Consider the following 16,691-nt stretch of genomic DNA (forward strand, 5'->3'; position numbering starts at 1 on the left):
AGGGTATTGCGCTAGCTTAAAGGTACACCCTCGATGTCCGAATGACAGATCTGACCCCGAAGTTATTTGCGGCCTAGCAGGCGGTCCAGCCATTTGAGGGCGAAGCGTTTGTTGGCTTTCAGGGTGTAGTCGAGTGTGGCGAACTGTTCGTCTAGCGCTTCCTGCAGTACGCTGGCCGGATTGGCCGGCGGTAATTTCAGGTAGGCGTCCGCTTCGCCATAGTCTCGGTGGATTTCCATGCCCGCCTTGCGGGCGATGTGCATCATGGTTTTGTTCGACGATAGGCAGTGCATATATAAGGTGTCTACGTCGCTATTGCGGCAATGGATGGCGGCCCGTTCGAACAGTTTGGAGCCCACGCCCTTGCCGCGCGCCGATCGGCTGACCGAGACGCCAAATTCGGCTACCCGCTCTTTTTCTGTCACTTCGCCACGGCTTGCGTCGCGCGGGGCAAACGCCAGATGGCCGACCGCCACCAGCTTGAAGACGCGGTTGTAGACGCCAAACACCATGTCGCGCGTGAAATCGATGCCGTTCGCATAGTTCTCTACTTGTTCGTCCGGCAGCATGCTGCCGAAGCGCAGCAGGCGGTCGCTGGCTTCCAGTCCGAGAAAGTGTTTGACCACGCGGCGGCGGTCCCGCTCATGCAATTCCTTGACCAGCACCGTGGGCCGGCGCTTGCCAGCACGCCAGCGGCGCAAAGGGTTCTGGAACAGATCAGGCGATTCCATCGTCGCCTACCTGACTCGATGGTAGCGCTGCCGCCACCGCATGCACGCGCGCCTGATGTACGCGCTGGGGTATCTGCGCGGGCTGCTCGCTGCAACTGCGCGCAATCGCGCCAGCATCGACCGCGCGGGCTGCTGCCAGTGCTTGCTCCAGATGGGCGCGCTGGGGGAACGGTGTATCACGGAAGCTGGCCTGCGCGCCGATGCGGCCGCGCGAATCGCATTCCGTGGCGGCCAGCATCTGGATAAAGCGGGCCGGTTTGCGGAACGCGTCGCAGCGCTCCAGCAGCTTCACCATGGTGTTGGCGCGCAGTTGCAGCGCCCGTCCCACATTGCCATGTTCGCGCGTGGTCATCACGGCCAGATCGCGGCATTCGGTCGGTACGCGCAGGCGCTGGCATACGGCTTCTACCAGCGCCACGCCCAGCTCTTCATGACCATGGTGGGCCGGCCAGTTGGCGGACGGCGTCACGCCCTTGCCCAGATCGTGTAGCAAACAGGCCACTCGCACCGGCAGTTCCATGCCCAGTTCGGCCGCACAGTCGATCACCTGCAGCACATGGAGGCCCGTATCGATTTCGGGATGCCATTTCTCCGGCTGCGGCACGCCCCACAGGGCATTAAGCTCCGGCACGATGCGCGCCAGTGCGCCACAGGCGCGTAGCACTTCCAGCATGCGCGATGGCTTAGCTTCCATCAGCCCGCGCGAGAGTTCCTGCCATACCCGTTCCGGCACCAGTGCATCGACTTCGCCCTTGGCCACCATCTGCTGCATCAGCTCCATGGTTTCCGGCGCTATGGTGAAATCAGCAAAGCGGGCAGCAAAGCGCGCCAGCCGCAGTATGCGCACGGGATCTTCCTCGAACGCGGGCGAGACATGGCGGAAGATGCGCTGCTCCAGATCGCGCACGCCGCCATATGGGTCGGTCAGCGTGCCATCTTCCGCGCGGGCGATGGCGTTGATGGTGAGGTCGCGCCGGATCAGGTCTTCTTCCAGCGTGACGTCGGGCGAAGTGTGGAACACAAAGCCTTTGTAGCCGGGCGCGGTCTTGCGCTCGGTACGGGCCAGGGCATATTCTTCCTGGGTTTTTGGATGCAGGAACACGGGGAAGTCCTTGCCGACGGGACGGAAGCCCTGCGCCAGCATGTCCTCGGGTGTGGCACCAACCACCACGTGATCGTGATCCTGCACGTCCAGCCCCAGCAGGCGATCGCGCACGGCGCCACCGACAACATAGATCTGCATGGCTTAATCCGGCATATCGGCGTCGTGCTTGGCGGCGCGCTCGGTTTCGGCCAGCGCTTCGCTGATCCAGCGCGCCACGGCCGGATGGGCGATCACGCGCTGGCAGTAGGCTTCCAGCGCCGGCGCCAGTGCCACGCCATAGGTACGGAAGCGCATCACCACGGGTGCGTAGAAGGCATCGGCCAGCGAGAATTCGCCGAACAGGAACTGGTGGTGGCCGAAGCGCGCCAGGCATTCTTCCCAGATTTCGCAGATGCGGCCGATATCGGCCTGCGAGCCGTTGGTGCGGCCTTTGCCCGGATAGCTGGCGCGGATATTCATCGACATGGCGTTACGCAGATCGCTGAACCCTGCGTGCATCTCTGCGCAGATGGAACGCGCCATGGCGCGCGCAGCTACATCCTGCGGCCACAAATGCAGTTCGGGGAACTGCTCGGCCAGATATTCGCAGATGGCCAGACTGTCCCAGATGGTCATCTCGCCCGCCAGCAGCACGGGCACGCGGCCACTGGCCGTGTATTCGCAGATGCGGTTGGCCGTGTCGGGCTGGTCCAGCAGCACGCGCACTTCCTGGAACGGTATGCCGAACGCCGTCATGGCCACCCACGGCCGCATCGACCACGACGAGTAGTTTTTGTTACCGATGACCAGCGTCAGGCCGGGAGCGCGCGCGGCGGCCAGAGTCTGGGTCAGGCTAGGATCGAGTTTGGTAGTGTGCATGGCGGTTCCGTATGAGTGGTGCTTCAGCGTGCGCCGAAGCTGCTTTCCTGCTGTTCCTGTTCGCTATAGCCTTTGGGCGCGACATTCCCCAGCCGCAGCTTGAGCGACTGTGGCCGGCCCTCGAACAGAGCGGCGTAATAGGCGGTATTCGACATCACGTTTTTCACATACACGCGGGTCTCGAAGAACGGGATCGATTCGATGAACACGGCGCCTTCCATCGGCTTGTTCAAGGTGCTGCGCCAGCTGCGCAGACGGCCCGGCCCCGCGTTATACGCGGCCGTGGCCAGCACCTGCGAGCCGTCCATATTCCCCAGCACCATATTCATGTAATTGGCGCCGAGCAGAATATTGGTACGCACATCGCTCAGCATTTCCTGGGCAAAGTCGGTCAGGCCGATTTTCTTGGCCACCCAGCGTCCCGTCGACGGCATCACCTGCATCAGACCGGACGCCCCCACATGCGACTGCGCATCCATGATGAAGCGCGATTCCTGCCGGATCAAACCATACACCCATGCCTTGTCCAGCCCCAGCGTCTGGGTGGTGGGGTGCATGATGTCATGGTGGGGCGAAGGGAAGCGCTGGGTGTAGTCCACCTGCAATCGGGTGCGGTCCGAGGTGTTGACCATGCGGTCGAGGATGTTGTTCTGGCGGGCGAATTCGGCCGCCGCCAGATGTTCGCGTTCGCTCAGGCCGCGCAAGCCCCAGTTCCATTCGCGTGTACCTTCAAAGCGCAGGCGCATGGAGAAGAACTTGAGCGCGCGCTGGAAATTCGGATTGCTGGCAAACGGCGCTACCTCGGCCTGACTGATGGGCGGGCCAGCCTGCGGAATGGTGACCAGTCTGCCCAGTTCTTCACCGGCCAGCTGGCCATAGAAATTCGGCTGCTCGGCGATGCTGCGCAGCAGCTGGGCCGCTTCGCCACTCGGCTGGCTACTGCCTGCATCGGCCATCTGAGCGCGCGCCAGCCAGTACACCCAGACCGGTTCGCTGCGCAGCGAGGCGGGCATGGCACGGATAGTCTGGCGCACGGTTTTCCAGTCGCCGTTACGCAGGGCGATGCGGGTTTTCCATTGCAACTGGTCGATGGACAGAGCTGCGCCCTGCGATTTATGCCAGTAGTCGCTAGTCTCCGGCGCCAGTGTGTAGGACGATTGCAGCGCAATCGCCGCCCATGCCTCCTGCTGTTCCAGCGCACTCAGTTTGGGTGTCGCGCGCTGCAGCGCCAGCTTGGCCAGCTTGACGCTGGTCTTGGCCATGCGCCCCAGCGCGACGATGAAGATTTCATGTTCGGTGCGGCCGCTGCCCACGCCCTTGGTCAGGGCAACTGCCGGCAGATCCACCGCCTGCACGGCGCGCTTCTCGTTACCGTTTAACAGCGCAACGATGCGGCGTGCCTGCCCCGTGGCGTTGTACTCGCCGGACAGGCGCAACTGCGCATACAGGTCGTCGGTATTGAACTGGCCGGCCGCATACAGGGTGGCGATCAGGCCCGCGCACGGTTCGCCGTAACCATTCGGCGCCGTCAGCACTTCGCGCGCATCGCTGGCGACTTTCTGGCCCTTCAGCGCACGCGATTGCAGCGCATAGCATTTCACCTGCACGTCGTCGTTCAACACAAACAACGGCAGTTGTTCGTCAAAGGTGGTCCAGTCGCGCTTGCGGCCCAGTTCCAGCAGCCAGTCGTTACGCAGACGGTCAACGATAGCCTGACCTTCGTAGCGCTTGAAAAAATCGCGGATTTCGCCATTGCTGGCATCCTTCAGACGCGGTTTCAGCCGATAATAATCAACGTAGGAAGGAATCGAATAACTGGCCAGACGGTTGGCATAGAAATCGGCCTTGGCTGCATCATCCTGCCGCACCGCGTCGCGCAGCAGCAGGAAGGCGTCGTCGGCGCGACGGCCGTCATCGCCGATATCTTCGGCGTGGGCCGTCAGGGTCAGCGCCAGCAAGGCTGCGCTGGCGATCCATTTCAATGCATAACTCAATCTACAACTCTCTAAAGTCTGAAAAACCGAAGCGATGACCAGCGACCCTAGAATACCATGCGCCACGACGGAACCACCAGCCCTGCCGGCCGAGCAGAAGGCGTTATGGCGCAAGCAGTTGCGCCTGCGCCGCCGCGCCATCGATAGCGCCAGCAAGGCGGCGTGGGATCAGGCCATAGGCCAGCGCCTGCTAACATGGTGGCAGCAGGCGCAGCCAGCCTCGCTGGCCGTGTACTGGCCCCTCAAGGATGAGCCCGATCTGCATGTGGCCTATGCGGAACTGGCCGCACGCGGTGCCCGTCTGCTACTGCCGGTGGTACTGGAAAAAGATGCGCCGCTGGCCTTTGCGGAATGGCGTATCGGTGAAGCCATGCTGCAAGATGCAATGGGAGTGGCGGTGCCGCAGGACTTGCGTCTGCAGGCCGAGTATCCGGCTGCCATGCTGGTGCCCTGTCTGGGCTTTAATGAAGGGAATTACCGTATGGGCTACGGTGGCGGGTATTACGATCGCACGCTGGCCGCGACACCGCGGCCGCAGACACTGGGCATTGCCTACCAGTGCCTGCGCGCTGATTTTGCTGCAGACCGCCATGATGTGGCGCTCGACCACATCATCACGGAATAGAACGCCAACAAGCGTTCAAGCACGCTATTACTTGACCAGCCGCTGCCACAGCGCCGTGGTGGCCGCTGCCTGATTCATGCTGTAGAAGTGCAGCCCCGGTGCGCCACCGGCCAGCAGGCGTTCGCACAGTGCGCTCACTACATCCAGACCGAAAGCCTTGATGGACGCGCTATCGTCGCCGAAGCTGGCCAGTTTCAGGCGTACCCAGCGTGGGATCTCGGCACCGCACATATCCGAGAAACGCATCAGCTGGGTGTAGTTGGTGATCGGCATGATGCCGGCCACCACCGGTACATCGATACCCAGCTTCCGGGTCTGCTCGACGAACTGGAAGTAAGCGTCGGCATTGTAGAAATACTGGGTAATGGCGGAATTGGCACCGGCTTTTACCTTGCGCTCGAAGGCCAACAGGTCATCCTGCGGCGAACGGGCCTGCGGGTGGACTTCCGGATAGGCCGCCACTTCGATGTGGAACCAGTCGCCCGTTTCGGCACGGATGAATTCCACCAGCTCATTGGCGTAACGGAATTCGCCGGCCGCCCCATAACCGCTGGGCAGGTCGCCGCGTAGCGCCACCAGACGGCGGATATTGTGCGACTTGTATTCGTTGAGAATCTGGCGGATCGATGCACGCGTGCCACCCACGCAGGACAGGTGGGGCGCAGCATCTTCACCGGCTGCCAGAATTTCCACCACGGTATCGAGCGTACCGCGCTGGGTGGTGCCGCCAGCACCAAAGGTTACCGAGAAATACTTGGGATGCAGCTCGGACAGCTTGGCGCGCGTGACGCGCAGCTTTTCCGCCCCTTCCGCCGTCTTGGGCGGAAAGAATTCAATACTGAAATTATGATTAGCCATCGGAGTTCTTCAAGAAAAGAGTCGTGAGGGCCCAGGAAATCACGCTGTACAGCAATGCGCCACCGATGGCCGACAGGAAGCTGTCGACATGGAAACCGTCCACCCACTGGGCGACCAGCCAGAACATGAAGCCATTGATGATGAAGATGAACAGACCCAGCGACACCAGAGTCACGGGCAAGGTCAGCAGCAGCAATACGGGGCGGATCAGCGTATTTACCAGACCCAGAACCAAAGCCGCGACGAGGGCTGCACCGAGGCTTGTGACCTCGACGGAATGCATCAGGTAGGGAATCGCCAGCAAGGCAATTGCATTGATTAACCAGGTAAGGACCAAACGCATAATAGAGACTCGCTGCAAGTAGGGAAGCTGTGCCGCTGCCTGCCATTGCTGGCAGCGACACAACGCCGGCCTAGGCCGGATTACAGTTAATAGCGCAGATTAATAGCGGTAGTGCTCAGGCTTGTACGGACCTTCCTGCGACACGCCGATGTAGGCAGCCTGTTCAGCGGTCAGCACGGTCAGCTGGGCATTCAGCTTCTTCAGCTGCAGACGGGCGACTTTCTCGTCCAGATGCTTAGGCAGCACGTACACGCCAACCGGATATTTGTCGGTGTTAGCGTACAGCTCGATCTGGGCGATGGTCTGGTTGGCGAACGAGGACGACATCACGTACGAAGGGTGACCCGTACCGCAACCCAGATTCACCAGACGGCCTTCGGCCAGCAGAATGATGCGCTTGCCCGATGGGAAGATCACGTGATCGACCTGTGGCTTGATGTTTTCCCAGGTGTACTTCTTCAGCGCAGCAACATCGATCTCGTTGTCGAAGTGGCCGATGTTGCAGACGATGGCCTGATCCTTCATCTTCAGCATGTGCTCTTCGGTCAGGATATGGTAGTTGCCGGTGCAGGTGACGAAGATGTCGCCGTGTTCGGCAGCGTAGTCCATGGTGACAACGCGGTAGCCTTCCATCGCCGCCTGCAGTGCGCAGATCGGATCGATTTCGGTCACCCATACTTGGGCCGACAGCGCGCGCATAGCCTGAGCCGAACCTTTGCCCACGTCACCGTAACCGGCGATCACGGCGATCTTACCGGCCACCATCACGTCGGTAGCGCGCTTGATACCGTCGACCAGCGATTCGCGGCAGCCGTACAGGTTGTCGAACTTCGATTTGGTGACGGAGTCGTTAACGTTGATTGCTGGGAAGTGCAGCTTGCCTTCCTTGTGCATCTGGTACAGGCGGTGCACGCCGGTAGTGGTTTCTTCGGTCACGCCCAGAATGTGCGGCAGACGCTTGGAGTACCACTGCGGATCTTTCGCCAGATGGGCTTTGATGGCGTTGAACAGGCAGATTTCTTCTTCCGAACCGGGGTTGGCCAGCACCGAGATATCGGTTTCGGCACGGGCGCCCAGATGCAGCAGCAGGGTTGCGTCGCCGCCATCGTCCAGAATCATGTTGGAGTACACGGCATTGCCGGCCGCATCGGCTGGCCACTCGAAGATGCGGTGGGTGTAGTCCCAGTATTCATCCAGCGTTTCGCCTTTGATGGCGAACACAGGGGTGCCGTTGGCGGCGATGGCAGCAGCGGCGTGATCCTGCGTCGAGTAGATGTTGCACGAAGCCCAGCGTACCTGTGCACCCAGCGCTTCCAGCGTCTGGATCAGTACGGCGGTCTGGATGGTCATGTGCAGCGAACCGGTGATGCGTGCGCCTTTCAGCGGCTGGCTAGCGGCGTATTCCTCGCGGATCGCCATCAGGCCCGGCATTTCGGTTTCTGCAATCTTGATTTCTTTGTTACCCCAGCCTGCCAGCGAAATGTCGGCAACCAGATAGTCTTGGGAAGATTTGAGTACGGCGTTCATCACGCCCTCCTTTCATGTGGTGAAAAAAGTAACGTGAGCGCGGTTTGGGACTCCGAGCCTGGCGCATCAAAGTTTTGATGCGTCGCAACGCTCCTCGGAAGCAGGATTTTACCATCAAATGCAGCAAAAATCAGCAAGACGGTGCTGCGACGGGAGCGAAAACCATGGTAACCGATCCACGTGATGCAATCTGGGCGGAAGCCTACCAACTGCACTATCAGGTGCACTACGCCTTGCAAATCGAACATCAACTACTTTCTCGCTGGGTGAAGCTGGATAGCACGACACGTATCATGCTGGCCATTGCATCGGCAGGCTCTGCGCTTGCCGGACTGATATTCTGGAATAACGCGAGCTACACTGTCCTGTGGCCGTTGCTAACATCGGCCAGTACGCTGCTCGCCATCATTTCGAAGCAACTTAATGTCATCGAACGAGTCAAACAGCACACTGCTTCGGCATCTGGTATGAAGACACTAAAGATCGACGTAGAAACACTCATGGTACGAATGCGCATCAATACACGCTTTCCCATCGTGCTGTTTGAGCGTCGCTTACTGGCACTGCGCGAACGCTTTCGCGCCGAATTGCAAAGTACGGATTTCGACCTGTTGCTGACTCGCGGCATACGGCAAGCCGCCCAGAGCGCTGTCGATGCAGAAATCAAAAACCGGAGTACGTTATGAATCGCGATGAATATCTGCGGCGCTATCTGCCGCTTAAACCACCGCCACCACCACCACCACGTCCCAAATGAAACGCCCCGCTGACGCAGGGCGAGCGGGGCGTTTGATGACAGGCGGCGTGGGCCGCGCTGGGCGGGATTACTTCAGACCGGCAGCGTCGCGCAGGATGGCAGCCTTGTCGGTGCGCTCCCAGGTGAACTCCGGCTCTTCACGGCCGAAGTGACCGTAAGCTGCCGTTTTGGCGTAGATAGGACGCAGCAGATCGAGCATCTGCACGATGCCTTTCGGACGCAGGTCGAAGTGCGCCATCACCAGTTCGGCGATTTTCTCGTCCGGAATCACGCCCGTACCTTCGGTGTACACGGTGATATTGATCGGACGGGCCACACCGATCGCGTAGCTGACCTGCACCTGGCACTGGCGCGCCAGACCGGCCGCTACCACGTTCTTCGCCACGTAACGGGCCGCGTAGGCTGCCGAGCGGTCGACTTTCGATGGGTCTTTACCGGAGAACGCACCGCCGCCGTGCGGGCTGGCGCCACCATAGGTATCGACGATGATCTTGCGGCCCGTCAGACCGCAGTCACCCTGCGGGCCACCGATCACGAAACGGCCGGTCGGGTTGACCAGATAGCGGGTGTTGGTCAGCCATTCGCGTGGCAGCACCGGCTTGATGATCTCTTCGATCACCGCTTCTTCGATCTGCTTGTGCTCCATTTCCGGCGCATGCTGGGTCGACAGCACAACCGTATCCACCGCCACCGGACGGCCGTTGACGTAGCGCAGAGTCACCTGCGATTTGGCATCCGGACGCAGCCATGGCAGACGGCCATCTTTACGCAGTTGCGACTGGCGCTCGACCAGACGGTGCGAATAGTGAATGGCAGCTGGCATCAGTTCCGCCGTTTCATCGCAGGCGTAGCCGAACATCAGGCCCTGATCGCCCGCGCCTTGATCGAGATCAATGCCTGCGCCTTCATCCACGCCTTGCGCGATGTCGGGCGACTGCTTGTCGTAGGCCACCAGCACAGCGCAGCCTTTGTAATCGATACCGTATTCGGTGTTGTCGTAACCGATACGTTTGATGGTTTCGCGCGCAACTTGAATATAATCAACATTGGCGTGGGTGGTGATTTCACCGGCCAGTACAACCAGACCGGTATTGCACAGGGTTTCTGCGGCAACACGGGCTTTCGGGTCCTGGGTCAGAATCGCGTCCAGAATCGCATCGGAAATCTGGTCGGCAACTTTGTCGGGGTGGCCTTCCGAAACGGATTCGGAAGTGAAAAGATAATCATTAGACATCGCAAGCTCCTGAAGATTGGTGAAGAATAACGGTCGCTTACCAATACGGCTTGCGACGCTTTAGCGACATTTATATTCCGCTTCGCAAGTTGTCTGTTAACTCAGCGGTTACTGCTAACGTGGTATTTTACGCTTCTTTGAAAATTTTGGCACAGCAACACCTGCCCGCAGCACCGTAACCTAGATGAATTTCTCATGTTAGTTCCCATATTTCGCGCTTTTTCCATCTTACCTTTGCCAATTTTGCATGCTTTAGGCAGCGTGCTGGGCTGGCTGGTATATCTGAGCTCGGCCTCGTATCGCCGCCGCATGCGCGACAATCTGCGTCAGGCCGGCTATGGCCAGCACCTGTCCGCCGCCATTGCCGAAGCGGGCAAATCCATCGTCGAACTGCCCTTCATCTGGTGCGCCAAGCCGGAACGGGTTTCGCGCCATGCCAGCGATGAAGGCTGGTCGCTAGTCCAGACGGAACTTGATGCAGGTCGCGGGATTGTGTTTCTGACCCCCCATCTGGGCTGCTTCGAAATCGTTGCACAGGAAATCGCTCTGCGCACGGAACTGATGGTGATGTACCGCCCACCGAAAAAAGCCGCGCTCAAGCCGCTGATCGAAGGCGCCCGTGCGCGCGACAACCTGCTGCTGGCGCCGGCCAATATGTCGGGCGTGCGCATGCTGGCCAAGACCCTGAAAAAGGGCAAGCCTATCGGCCTGCTGCCCGATCAGGTGCCGCAGGAAGGCGAAGGCGTCTGGGCCACTTTCTTCGGCCGACAGGCCTACACCATGACGCTGCCGGCCAAACTGGCGCAAATGGGCGACGCCACCATCATCGTCACCTACGCCGAACGTCTGCCGGGCGGACGCGGCTATGTGATCCGCTTCGTACCGTTTGAAGGGTCGCTGGAAGGCAGTGCGGCCGAACAGGCCCAGACCATCAACCACGCAATGGAATGCCTGATTGCCCGTTGCCCGTCGCAATATTTCTGGAGCTATAACCGCTACAAAGTACCAGCCGGCATCAGCGCACCGGACGCAGGAGCGCAGTCATGAAGTTATTACTCGGTTTTATGTGGCTGCTGCACTGGCTGCCCCTGCCCCTGCTGGGCCGCTTCGGTAATCTGATCGGCAGCCTGTTGTTCATCCTGCTGCCGGCACGCCGCCATATCACCCTGACCAACTTGCGCCTGTGCATGCCGGAACTGACGGAAGCTGAACGCGTCGTACTGGCACGCCAGCACTTTCAGGCCTACTCGCGCAGCGTGTGGGAGCGGGGCGTGCTGTGGTGGGCATCGGAAGCCCGTCTGCGCCGCCTGATCCAGCTCGATCCGGCCAGCGTTCCTGTCGAGCAGATGACGGCCCAGCCCACCATTCTGCTGTGCCCCCACTTCGTCTGCCTCGATGTGGCCGGTGCCGCGGTGGCGATGGAAACCAGTGCGTCCTCGATGTATGTGCAGCAAAAGAATCTGGCTTTCGACCGCGTGCTGCGCGCCGGCCGTTCGCGCTTCAAGCCCGTCAAGCTGTTCACCCGTCAGGATGGCATCAAGCCCATCATGCGGGCGCTGCGCGACAAGCTGCCCTACTTCATGTTGCCGGATATGGACTTCGGCGAGAAAGATGCCGAGTTCGTGCCCTTCTTCGGCATCGACGCTGCCACGCTGACGGCCACGGCACGGATTGCCGCCACCACGGGTGCGCAGGTAATGCCGGTGATCGCCACCTTCCTGCCGAATTTCCAGGGCTGGCGTGTGAAATTCTATCCGGTGTGGGACAATTACCCCGGCACCGACATGGTGGCCGCCACCCGCCGCATGAATGCCTTTATCGAGGAACGCGTGCGCGAAGCGCCGGCAGAGTACTTCTGGACCCACAAACGCTTCAAAACCCGTCCGAATGGCGAACCGTCGCTGTACCAGCGCGCGCCCAAACCGTAAGCACAGAATACTGCAATGAAACTCAAATTCACCAAAATGCATGGCGCCGGCAATGACTTCGTGGTCATCGACGGGATTAATCAGGATATCCGCTTCACGCCGCAACAATGGCAGCTGCTGGGCGACCGCCGCTTCGGCGTGGGCGCCGACCAGATACTGCTGGTGGAAAAACCAACCGAAGCGGGCTGTGATTTCCGCTACCGGATTTTCAACGCCGATGGCGGTGAGGTGGAACAGTGCGGCAATGGTTCCCGTGCCTTCGTGAAATTCGTCGCGGAAAAAGGCCTGACCAATCAGCGCAGCATCACGGTGCAGACCAAGGCCGGCATCATTGCCCCACGGCTGGAAGACGATGGCAGCATTACCGTGGACATGGGGGCACCCGTGCTGGAACCGGCCCGCGTGCCGTTCGATGCGGAAAATCTGCAAGGCCAGCCGCAAGGTACTGACCTGCTGTGGCCGCTGATGCTGGAACTGGGAGGTGCGCGCGAAGAAGTGCTGGTCTCGGTAGTATCGATGGGCAACCCGCACGCGGTACAGGTAGTGGACGATGTGGATACGGCACCAGTAGAGCTGAGCGGCCCGCTGATCGAACGCCATGCGCGCTTCCCTAACCGCGTCAACGCGGGTTTCATGCAGATCGTCGACCGCCATCACATCCGTCTGCGCGTGTTCGAACGGGGCGTGGGCGAAACGCTGGCCTGCGGTACGGGCGCTTGCGCGGCTGCCGTGGCCGGTATCCGCCGTGGCCTGCTCGATAGTCCCGTGCGGGTCGATGCCCGTGGTGGTCAGCTGTCCATCAGCTGGGCCGGCGCGGGTCAGCCGGTCTTCCTCACCGGCCCTGCCGTCACCGTGTTCGAAGGCGAAATCGAGATCTGATCAGCGTCTCAGGCAGCCAGCAGGTCGTCCACGTGGGCGGCCACAGGCGCCCACGTTTTCAGCCGGTACAGGCGCTGACGGTAATTGCCTTCGATGCCGTCGGCACTGTTATCGAACGGTTCAAACAGCCGTACCAGCCGGTCCAGTGCCTGCCGTTCGCGCGCCGTGCGCAGCAGCACCAGCCGGCGCTTGCTGCGGCCATAGCTGGCACGGATATCGATCACCAGACAATGGCCCTGATCGGCTGCGGGTATATCCAGCAGCAATGCTTCCGGCCGGCTCAGGCCAAACAGACAGGCCAGTTCCAGCCGTGCCGTCAGCAAAGGCTGGCATTCCAGCGATTCGCGGCTCAGACTATTGAGTATGGTTTCCGCCCACAGGGCAGGCTTGGGCGGCGCGGCCACCCGCGCCAGCGCCACTTCGGCTTCGCGACAGCCTTGTGCCACGGCTTTCTGCAGCCAGTAAGCGGCGCGCACATCGCTCTGTTCATCGGTACGACGGTTACGCCAGGCATACATGCCGCATTCCAGCTGGGCAGCGCTATGCCCCATCTCCGCGGCGCGCTCCAGGTAGCGCTGGGCTTCGGCCACGCAGCGCTGGGAAAATTCCGGTTTCAGATAGATGCGCGACAGGGCAAACCACGCTTCCGCCAGCCCCTGCTCGCCCGCCAGCGTCAGCCAGCGGATGGCGCGCTTGAAGTTGGCCGCAGCAATGCCGTGCGTCTGCCGTCGCCCTTCGCCATCCATGCGGGCAAACCACAACCCTAGCGCCAGCTGGGCCTGCCGGTCGCCGCCATAGGCCGCCAGTTCGCGATATTGCAGCAACTCGGCCTGGGCCTGATCGCTGTCGTCGGCGCGCGCTTCCAGCAGTTCGGCACAGCGCGACAGCATAGTCAGTTGCACCGGCAGCACAGCCCACTCTACATTGCGCGCCGCTTCGGCATCGATGGGGGCACTGGCCAGCAACTGGCGCGACAGCGGCAGCGCGCGCTCCAGATAGGCGGTGGGATCACTATTCCATGCCTGTTCCAGCACGGCATACTGGGCTGCGGCCAGACCGTTGTCGGCCGCCCGTGCCAGCCACTGCTGGCCGCTGGCCGGCACCAGTGCCGGCTCGGCACACTCGCCTGCGCTGTCGGTAACGCAAGCCGCCACACGCGCAACCGGCTGCTGGGCCAGCAACCACTGGGCTTCGGCACAGCCACTACGGGCCGACGCTTCGAGTAATTGCAGGGCCTTGCCCTGCAGCGCCTGCACGGCCGGCGCGCTGCCGCCATGGAGTACCAGCTGGGCCAGCGCCAGACCGGCCTGTTCGATCCCGGCCCCATAGGCGCGTTCGTACCATGCCAGCACTTCAGGCATTTTGTGCTGTGCCTGTTCGTAAGGAATGTAACTACCAATCAACATCCACGCTTCATCCTGCTGCTGGCTAGCCGCTCTATCCAGCCAGTGCAACGCGGTTGGCAGACTACGCGGCAGGCTGGCGCCGCCAAACAGATAAAGCTTGCCAAGTGCCAACTGGCACGCTGCATCCCCTGCGCGCGCGCCACGTATGATCCCCAGTTCTTCTCGATTCGCCATGGTCTCTCTATTACTCCGATTCATAGAAGCGGATGGTGCTCTCTGCCTGTAAGCTCAGGTCTATGGCAACCATTGGTAACGGAGAGTGTAGCGTGCCATTGGCGCCACACAGCAAAGAATATGGTGAACATTTTGATATCGCTCAAAGGCCGCCTGCCACGGAACAGAGTACGCTAGAGCTAAATTGATGCCTGTGTGAAAGGAATTGATGGTTGAGACAGGACAGGCAGGGAGCCGCTAGCGCGTTTCATTAATACAACAGGAACGCCATTTTGACGGGCTTTCGACCAAAATTAAGCGTCCTAATCGACCATTTCAACGATTTTGCCGCAGCAGCAGATTAAGGTTTCAGCATCCGCGGGGCTCAAACCACGCCCTTCAGCTTCAGAAGTATTGATGTTCACTCTTAAAGGAATAGCTAAAATGAAAAAATCTTTAGTGGCTCTGGCGCTCATGGGCGCATTTACGGGCGCAGCCTATGCCCAATCGTCCGTGACCATCTATGGCACTGTAGATGCAGGTATTTCCAAACTGACGGGCGGCACCACCTCCGTTGGCAAGCGCGATAACAACAAGCTGGGCTTCAAAGGCGTGGAAGATCTGGGCAGCGGCCTGAGCGCTCTGTTCCAGCTGGAAATCCGCTACGAGCCAGACACCGGCACCATCGAAAACACTTCGGGCGCGAATAGCCGTCCGCTGTTCCAGGGTCAGAGCCGCGTCGGTCTGCAAGGCGACTTCGGTACCGTTCGTCTGGGCCGCGGTCTCACCGCCTTCCAGGAAACCAGCACCCTGTTCGAACCATGGAGCGGCCTGCCAGCCGTGGCCGGTTACCAGACCGACCTGCAAGTAGCCGGCTACACCAGCGATCCGATGAGCACCACCGGCAACTCGCGCAACCGTTTCTCCAACTCGGTGTTCTACAACAGCCCTGTCGTTGGCGGCATGTTCCAGCTGAACGTCACGGTACAGGCCAAAGAAGCCAACCAGAATCCTGTCATCATCGGCAAAGGTACGGCGGCCAACCCGCAATTCCCGGCTAACTCGGCACCAACCACCACCCCTTACTCGCTCAGCGCTACGGCCATGAATGGCCCGTTCGGCGCCTACGCTGCCTACGAAAAGAATGCCATCGCTACCAAGATCTGGTCGCTGGGCGCTTCGTACAAACCGATGCCTGAGCTGAAGCTGATGGGTTCCTACCAGTCGCAAGACCAGACGGAAAACGTCACCGTCAATCCTAAGACCAAAGCCTGGCTGGTGGGCGCCAACTACACCGTGGGTGCCGGTCTGGTACGCTTCGGTTATGGCCAGAAAGATCCGGACAATGTCCTGCATAGCGCCGCCATCGCCAAAACCAAACAGGTATCGATCGGCTACGACTACAACCTGTCGCCACGCACCTATCTGTACATCGATGCCTCGAACAAGAAGGCAACGACCACGGCTAACTTCTACAGCCTGGGTATCCACCACAACTTCTAATCAACACCGGCCCGTCAGGGCCGGTAGCGGACGGAAGCCAACACGGACATGGGTGACCATGTCCGTTTTTTTCGTTTAGAATGAAGCTCGATCTTTCACCAAGTTAATAAAGCACCACCATGACTGTCCCACTGGATTCCACCCTCGTCGCCCAGTACCTGAGCGACAACCCGAAATTTTTCGAAGAACACGCTGACCTGCTGGCGGAAATCAAGCTGTCCAGCCCGGTAACTGGCCGCGCTGTCTCGCTGCAGGAACGCCAGATGGAAGTCATGCGCGACAAATACAAGACGCTGGAGTTGCGCATGGGCAATCTCATGCGTCTGGCCTCGGAAAACGAAGCCATCGCCAACAAGTTCCACCGCTGGACTCGCACCCTGCTGGAATCGGAAGATGTGGGTTCCATACCACACGCTGTGACCAGCGGCCTGAAGACCGCTTTTGATGTGCCGCAAGTAACTTTGCGTATCTGGGGCGCCGAAGCCGACTATCAGGACGAGTGGTTTGTGCGCGGCGTTACAGACGATGCCCGCATCTTCGCCAACAGCCTGCAATCCCCTTACTGCGGTACCAACAAGGATTTCGAAGCCGTGCGCTGGCTGGATGATCCGACCGGCATCACCTCGACCGTGATCATTCCCCTGCGCAAGCTGGGCAACAAGGATGCCTTCGGCCTGCTGATCCTCGGCTCGGAAGATCCGGCCCGCTTCACCTCGCTGATGGCGACCGACTTCCTGGTACATATCGGCGAAACCAGCAGCACGGCACTGGCCTGGCTGCTGGCCTGATC

At 60.4% G+C, this 16,691-nt stretch carries 16 protein-coding genes and 1 riboswitch; of the genes, 7 read left to right on the plus strand and 9 right to left on the minus strand.

What is annotated here, in order from left to right; all coding sequences use genetic code 11:
- Positions 1–62: 62 nt before the first annotated feature.
- Genes ABNT42_RS20575 through ABNT42_RS20590 form a run of 4 tightly spaced genes read right to left on the minus strand, consistent with a single transcriptional unit; the run spans position 63 to position 4,688 of the window.
- Positions 63–731 (minus strand): GNAT family N-acetyltransferase, encoded by a 669-nt coding sequence (locus tag ABNT42_RS20575; RefSeq protein ID WP_348700192.1) that lies wholly within the window; start codon positions 729–731, stop codon positions 63–65.
- Complete coding sequence (locus tag ABNT42_RS20580) at positions 718–1,974, minus strand: multifunctional CCA addition/repair protein (protein ID WP_348700194.1); 1,257 nt, start codon at positions 1,972–1,974, stop codon at positions 718–720. Before ABNT42_RS20580 ends, ABNT42_RS20575 begins: the two co-directional genes overlap by 14 nt.
- 3 nt (positions 1,975–1,977) lie before the next feature.
- Positions 1,978–2,694: a glutathione S-transferase family protein gene (locus ABNT42_RS20585; RefSeq protein ID WP_348700196.1), complete on the minus strand. Its 717-nt coding sequence runs from the start codon at positions 2,692–2,694 to the stop codon at positions 1,978–1,980.
- A gap of 23 nt (positions 2,695–2,717) precedes the next feature.
- Positions 2,718–4,688 carry a transglycosylase SLT domain-containing protein gene (locus tag ABNT42_RS20590; RefSeq protein ID WP_348700198.1) on the minus strand — a complete coding sequence of 657 codons (1,971 nt, stop codon included), beginning with the start codon at positions 4,686–4,688 and terminating at the stop codon, positions 2,718–2,720.
- Between the two features lie 34 nt (positions 4,689–4,722).
- Between ABNT42_RS20590 and ABNT42_RS20595 the strand changes: the two genes are divergently transcribed.
- Entirely contained in the window at positions 4,723–5,313 is a 591-nt protein-coding gene (locus ABNT42_RS20595; protein WP_348700200.1) for a 5-formyltetrahydrofolate cyclo-ligase, read from the plus strand.
- Positions 5,314–5,340: 27 nt separating this feature from the next.
- Here ABNT42_RS20595 and metF read toward each other — a convergent pair whose 3' ends face one another.
- The 3 genes from metF to ahcY all read right to left on the minus strand — a co-directional run bounded on the left by metF (position 5,341) and on the right by ahcY (position 8,041).
- Positions 5,341–6,171: a methylenetetrahydrofolate reductase [NAD(P)H] gene (gene metF / locus ABNT42_RS20600; RefSeq protein ID WP_348700202.1), complete on the minus strand. Its 831-nt coding sequence runs from the start codon at positions 6,169–6,171 to the stop codon at positions 5,341–5,343.
- A complete protein-coding gene (locus tag ABNT42_RS20605; protein WP_155435409.1) occupies positions 6,164–6,514 on the minus strand; it encodes a phage holin family protein in 351 nt (116 codons plus the stop codon). Before ABNT42_RS20605 ends, metF begins: the two co-directional genes overlap by 8 nt.
- 99 nt (positions 6,515–6,613) lie before the next feature.
- Positions 6,614–8,041, minus strand: coding sequence for an adenosylhomocysteinase (gene ahcY / locus ABNT42_RS20610; protein WP_348700205.1), 1,428 nt, complete (start codon positions 8,039–8,041; stop codon positions 6,614–6,616).
- A 28-nt stretch (positions 8,042–8,069) separates the two neighbouring features.
- A riboswitch (S-adenosyl-L-homocysteine riboswitch) is annotated at positions 8,070–8,142 on the minus strand.
- On the opposite strand from ahcY, the gene ABNT42_RS20615 reads away from it, so the two are divergent.
- Entirely contained in the window at positions 8,119–8,727 is a 609-nt protein-coding gene (locus tag ABNT42_RS20615; protein ID WP_348700207.1) for a hypothetical protein, read from the plus strand. Its footprint overlaps the riboswitch before it by 24 nt.
- A gap of 138 nt (positions 8,728–8,865) precedes the next feature.
- Here the strand turns inward: ABNT42_RS20615 and metK are convergent, their stop codons facing one another.
- Positions 8,866–10,032 carry a methionine adenosyltransferase gene (gene metK, locus ABNT42_RS20620; RefSeq protein WP_348700209.1) on the minus strand — a complete coding sequence of 389 codons (1,167 nt, stop codon included), beginning with the start codon at positions 10,030–10,032 and terminating at the stop codon, positions 8,866–8,868.
- Positions 10,033–10,227: 195 nt separating this feature from the next.
- On the opposite strand from metK, the gene ABNT42_RS20625 reads away from it, so the two are divergent.
- The 3 genes from ABNT42_RS20625 to dapF are packed head-to-tail and all read left to right on the plus strand — an operon-like array spanning position 10,228 to position 12,839.
- A complete protein-coding gene (locus ABNT42_RS20625; protein ID WP_348700211.1) occupies positions 10,228–11,079 on the plus strand; it encodes a lysophospholipid acyltransferase family protein in 852 nt (283 codons plus the stop codon).
- On the plus strand, positions 11,076–11,960 hold the full coding sequence (locus tag ABNT42_RS20630; RefSeq protein WP_348700213.1) for a lipid A biosynthesis acyltransferase: 885 nt from the start codon (positions 11,076–11,078) through the stop codon (positions 11,958–11,960). The genes ABNT42_RS20625 and ABNT42_RS20630 overlap by 4 nt, the downstream gene beginning before the upstream one ends.
- A gap of 15 nt (positions 11,961–11,975) precedes the next feature.
- Positions 11,976–12,839, plus strand: coding sequence for a diaminopimelate epimerase (gene dapF / locus ABNT42_RS20635; RefSeq protein ID WP_348700215.1), 864 nt, complete (start codon positions 11,976–11,978; stop codon positions 12,837–12,839).
- An 8-nt stretch (positions 12,840–12,847) separates the two neighbouring features.
- Here dapF and ABNT42_RS20640 read toward each other — a convergent pair whose 3' ends face one another.
- Positions 12,848–14,419 carry a hypothetical protein gene (locus tag ABNT42_RS20640; RefSeq protein ID WP_348700217.1) on the minus strand — a complete coding sequence of 524 codons (1,572 nt, stop codon included), beginning with the start codon at positions 14,417–14,419 and terminating at the stop codon, positions 12,848–12,850.
- Between the two features lie 423 nt (positions 14,420–14,842).
- Here ABNT42_RS20640 and ABNT42_RS20645 point away from each other — a divergent pair, with 423 nt between their 5' ends.
- Both ABNT42_RS20645 and ABNT42_RS20650 read left to right on the plus strand, forming a co-directional pair.
- A complete protein-coding gene (locus ABNT42_RS20645; protein ID WP_348700219.1) occupies positions 14,843–15,901 on the plus strand; it encodes a porin in 1,059 nt (352 codons plus the stop codon).
- Positions 15,902–16,020: 119 nt separating this feature from the next.
- Positions 16,021–16,689 (plus strand): DUF484 family protein, encoded by a 669-nt coding sequence (locus ABNT42_RS20650; protein ID WP_348700221.1) that lies wholly within the window; start codon positions 16,021–16,023, stop codon positions 16,687–16,689.
- The last annotated feature ends 2 nt before the right edge of the window (positions 16,690–16,691 follow it).

Origin of the sequence: Duganella fentianensis (assembly GCF_964031615.1) — a bacterium.
GTDB classification, from domain to species: Bacteria; Pseudomonadota; Gammaproteobacteria; order Burkholderiales; family Burkholderiaceae_D; genus Rugamonas; species Rugamonas fentianensis_A.